Origin of the sequence: Paraclostridium sp., from assembly GCF_051656405.1 — a bacterium.
Lineage (GTDB): Bacteria > Bacillota > Clostridia > Peptostreptococcales > Peptostreptococcaceae > Paraclostridium.
Window position 1 is genome coordinate 1 of sequence record NZ_JBOGBV010000029.1, and the last position, 4191, is coordinate 4191.

General features: G+C 28.3%; 4 protein-coding genes and 2 pseudogenes. All 6 read right to left on the bottom strand.

From position 1 onward, the window contains the following. Window positions 1-655: pseudogene (locus ACRDDE_RS04270) on the bottom strand (hydroxylamine reductase); the annotation flags it as partial. Window positions 656-743: 88 nt separating this feature from the next. Beyond that, window positions 744-1385, bottom strand: coding sequence for a hypothetical protein (locus tag ACRDDE_RS04275; protein ID WP_438625758.1), 642 nt, complete (start codon window positions 1383-1385; stop codon window positions 744-746). 200 nt (window positions 1386-1585) lie between these two features. Next, the gene (locus ACRDDE_RS04280) at window positions 1586-1771 is read right to left on the bottom strand and encodes a DUF1858 domain-containing protein (RefSeq protein ID WP_025163153.1); all 186 of its coding nucleotides are present in this window, start codon (window positions 1769-1771) and stop codon (window positions 1586-1588) included. A 22-nt stretch (window positions 1772-1793) separates the two neighbouring features. Continuing rightward, window positions 1794-1982 carry a ferredoxin gene (locus tag ACRDDE_RS04285; protein WP_021430562.1) on the bottom strand — a complete coding sequence of 63 codons (189 nt, stop codon included), beginning with the start codon at window positions 1980-1982 and terminating at the stop codon, window positions 1794-1796. Between the two features lie 120 nt (window positions 1983-2102). Further along, window positions 2103-3779 (bottom strand): hydroxylamine reductase, encoded by a 1677-nt coding sequence (hcp, locus tag ACRDDE_RS04290; protein ID WP_438625760.1) that lies wholly within the window; start codon window positions 3777-3779, stop codon window positions 2103-2105. 209 nt (window positions 3780-3988) lie between these two features. Next, window positions 3989-4191, bottom strand: a pseudogene (locus tag ACRDDE_RS04295) (hydroxylamine reductase); the annotation flags it as partial.

Here is a 4191-nt window from a genome sequence, read left to right on the forward strand (position 1 = left end):
CACTTAAGCTATCATCTAAAGTCTTAGCTAAAGTTGATTGCATAAATGCATTTATTTTTTCATCATCATATCCTAATGCATTAGCATGCTTCATGTATGCTGATAAGCCTTTTAATCCATATATTATTAATTCTCTTAAACTTCTTATATCTTCATCTTTAGTTGCTAAAACTCCAACTTTAGTTGATTTTTCATCTAATAATTTGTTTATATCATCAGGTGTTAATTCTTTTCCACTTCCTAATATTACATCTTTAATTTTACTTAATATACTTACTTTAACATCCATTTCTGCATTTGAACTTGCATTCCATAATGCTGCTTCTGATAAATTATATTTATTACTTAATTGTGCTAATAAATCTTCTTTTCTTTCTAATGTTTCTTTTACTCTTGCATAAAATACTTCATCATCGAAGTTTGCATTAGTGATAGTAGTAAATAAATTTATAGTTATTAAATGATTTACATTACTGCTTACTTTTTTACCTTCTTTTCTAAGTCTTGTTGTAACCTCTGATAATCCCTTAGTTGTATATATTAAAAGATCTTGCATTCTAGCTAAATCTGGTGATTTACCACAAACTCCAAATTTTGTACATCCTGTACATCCTGCTGTTTCTTGACATTGAAAACAAAACATTTTATTTTCCATAAATATTCCTCCAATTTTTTAAATGTTTATTTTATATACACATTATATAATGTAATTTACTTTGAATCAGTAACATAAGTTACTATTTTTAATTTTTATATTTTTTGATTACATAATTCTCATCATCAGTCTTTGTATATTCAAAATTATTGTTTATGGTGTTGACAAATGATACTATCCATAAATCTCTAAGATTATAAAATACATTAACATCTACATTCTCATTATCCCATATTTCTTTATGCACACATATTCTTCTTTTCCATCTTACAGCATCATCTTCTAAAACAATTACCTCGTTTACTCTATCACATGGCATTCCATCTAGTATATAATCATTTATACTATTATATATTTCTTTTGCATTAGTAATATTTTGTACAGAACTTACTTCCTTACCAGCTTTTACCCCTTGATGTCTATAAATATTTTCTATTTTTTTCAACGAGTCTGGATTATCTACTAAAATTTTAGATGTCCATGCTGCCATTCTTCCTTCTGATGAATGTATTTTTTCTTGCAGCCATCCATGTATGTTTCCTGTATCAATAATATCTTCTAAGTTTTTGCTTTCTAATTTTTCTCCATAATTTAAATTTATTTGTTTAGTTAGCTTTTCTATATCTAGTCCTTCAACCTCTGCTAACTTTATTATTTCACTTTCTAAATCTTCAAACCAAAGTATTTTGTTAAACAACCAGTAATGAATTTTTCCTAAAAATAAGCTCATAATAAAACCTCCTATATTTATCAAAACTTTATTTTTAAATAAGTATTTTAAATACACTTTTAAAGTTTCATTTTTTCTTAACTCTCTATATCTAGATTATATAGTATTTAATTTTTATTTTCTGTAACGCTGGTTACACTATTTAATGTAAATTGTATTAAACAAAAGGATTACCAAATAAATTGATAATCCTTTTATGCTTATGCTTCATTTAGTTCTTTTAATATTTTTTCTAAATCTAATCCATGGATTTCACATGCTTGTTCCAACTTTTCCATTTGAGCTGAAGGGCATCCTATGCATCCCATTCCATAATTCATAAGTATTTGTGCTGCATTAGGTTTAGCTTTTATTATATCTGCTATTATAGTATCTTTAGTTATCATGGTAATCGCTCCTTTATATAAATTATTTTATGCTTATAACAGAAACTGGACAACCATCTCTAGCATCCTTTGCTGAATCTAATACTTCTTCAGGTATATCTTCTTTTATAGGTACTGATATATTATCGTCATCCATACTAAATACCTCTGGACAAGTTCCTGCACACGCTTGACATCCTATACACCCATCTCTATCTACAAATGCTTTCATATTTTTGTCTCCTTTTATTTTAATTTTAAAATAGTATTTTTTAAATTTTTAATATTATATTGTATATATTATAAACTTTATATAAATAAATTTACGTAACTCTGGTTACATTTAATTAATTTATTTAGATGGAACTTCTAAGCAAGATGCTAAATCTTTATCTGGAGTACTTATAGTTTGTAAATTAAATGTGTCTACCAAATATTGAAGTACATTAGGACTTAAAAATGCCGGTATTGATGGTCCTAAGTATATTCCTTTTATTCCTAGAGACAATAGCGCTAATAAATCTGCTACTGCTTTTTGTTCATACCAAGATAAAATTATAGATAGCGGTAAGCTATTTACATCAGTGTCAAAAGCATCAGCTAATGCTAAAGCAATCCTTACAGCTGAGTAGGCATCATTACATTGTCCTACATCTAAAAGTCTTGGCAATCCAGCAACTTCTCCAAAGTCTAATTTATTAAATCTGTACTTACCACAAGCTAGAGTAAGTATTATACAGTCTTTAGGTACTTTTTGAGCAAACTCTGTATAGTAATTTCTTCCAGGTCTTGCTCCATCACACCCTCCAATTAAGAAGAAATGTCTTAATTTACCTGATTTTACTGCATCAATTATGGCTGGAGCATTACTTAAAGTGGCATTATGACCAAATCCAACTAAAATTTCGTGTGGCTCTTGGTCTTCTTTAAATCCACCTAATTCTAATGCCTTATTTATAATCTCACTAAAATCTTTTTCTCCATCAGCATTTTTGCCTATGTATTTTACTCCATCCCATCCAACTACACTCGTAGTAAATATTCTATCCTTGTATGAATCCCTAGGCTTCATAAGACAGTTTGTAGTCATTAAAATACAACCTGGTATATTATCAAACTCTTTTTGCTGATCTTGCCAAGCCCCACCAAAATTTCCTGCTAAATGAGGATATTTATTAAGTTCTGGGTAACCATGGCATGGTATCATTTCTCCATGAGTATAAATGTTTATTCCTTTTCCTTCAGTTTGTTTTAAAATCATTTCTAAATCTTTTAAATCATGTCCTGAAACTATAATAAATGGACCTTTTTTAATATGAACATTTACTTTATGAGGAGAAGGATTTTTATATATAGTTGTATTTGCCTCATCTAGTTTTTGCATAACTGCAACGCTCATGTCACCAGTTCTTAGAGTCCACGTTATTAAATCATTAACAGATAATTTATCATCTGTTGTCGCAGCTAATGCTCTAAAGTAAAATTCATCAACTTGGTCGTTAAAATAACCTAATTCTCTAGCTTGATGTCCATATGCAGATATTCCTTTTAAACCGTATATTATTGTTTGTCTTAAACTTCTTATATCTGGGTCTAAATTTTGATCATACATTATTCCTGCACGTTTAGCATCTTTTAACATTTGATCTCTAGTATCACTTAAATTATATTCAGCTTGTTCACAGCAATTAGAACAACTTGGAACTTTACTTCTTAGACTTTGCTTTATTTCTTGAGATTGTCTAAGCATTTTTTCATGTACATCTCCATCAAAGTTTACATTTGTAAGAGTAGTAAATAAAGAATTTTCAACAAAGCTTACAATTTCCTTATCTATCTTTTCCCCTTTATCTATTAACTCTTTTGCATAACAACTTATTCCTTTAATTTGATATATCAACAAGTCTTGAAGAGCTGCAATTTCTGGTGTTTTGCTGCAAACCCCTACCTTAGTACAACCCTTGCCACCAGCTGTTTGCTCACATTGATAACAAAACATTGGGTATTCCATAGCCATATTATTTTCCATAAAAATTCCTCCTTGTGAAATTTTAATAACAATGTTAGTATTTCACAATTTTTTTAAAATATAGCTATATAATTAATATTTTAATTATGTTTTTATCATATTTGAATCATTCTATTAATTAATATAAAAATATATATCACGTCTACATAGCTCTTTATTATAAAAAAAGGATAGCTTTACAATAAGTAAAACTATCCTTTTCTATAAAATTATCCTAAAAACATTTTTAAATCATCTTCAACGTTTGTTATTCCGCCTATACCAAAGTTTTCAACTAATACTTTAGCTACATTTGGTGATAAAAATGCTGGTAATGTTGGTCCTAAGTGTATATTTTTTACCCCTAGGTATAATAGTGATAATAATACTATTACTGCCTTTTGTTCATACCACGCTATATTAAATGCTATTG

Bases quoted from the DNA above. Each gene is read 5' to 3' on its own strand.
- ACRDDE_RS04275 (WP_438625758.1), bottom strand. From the start codon at position 1,385: ATGAGCTTATTTTTAGGAAAAATTCATTACTGGTTGTTTAACAAAATA.
- ACRDDE_RS04280 (WP_025163153.1), bottom strand. From the start codon at position 1,771: ATGATAACTAAAGATACTATAATAGCAGATATAATAAAAGCTAAACCT.
- ACRDDE_RS04285 (WP_021430562.1), bottom strand. From the start codon at position 1,982: ATGAAAGCATTTGTAGATAGAGATGGGTGTATAGGATGTCAAGCGTGT.
- hcp (WP_438625760.1), bottom strand. From the start codon at position 3,779: ATGGAAAATAATATGGCTATGGAATACCCAATGTTTTGTTATCAATGT.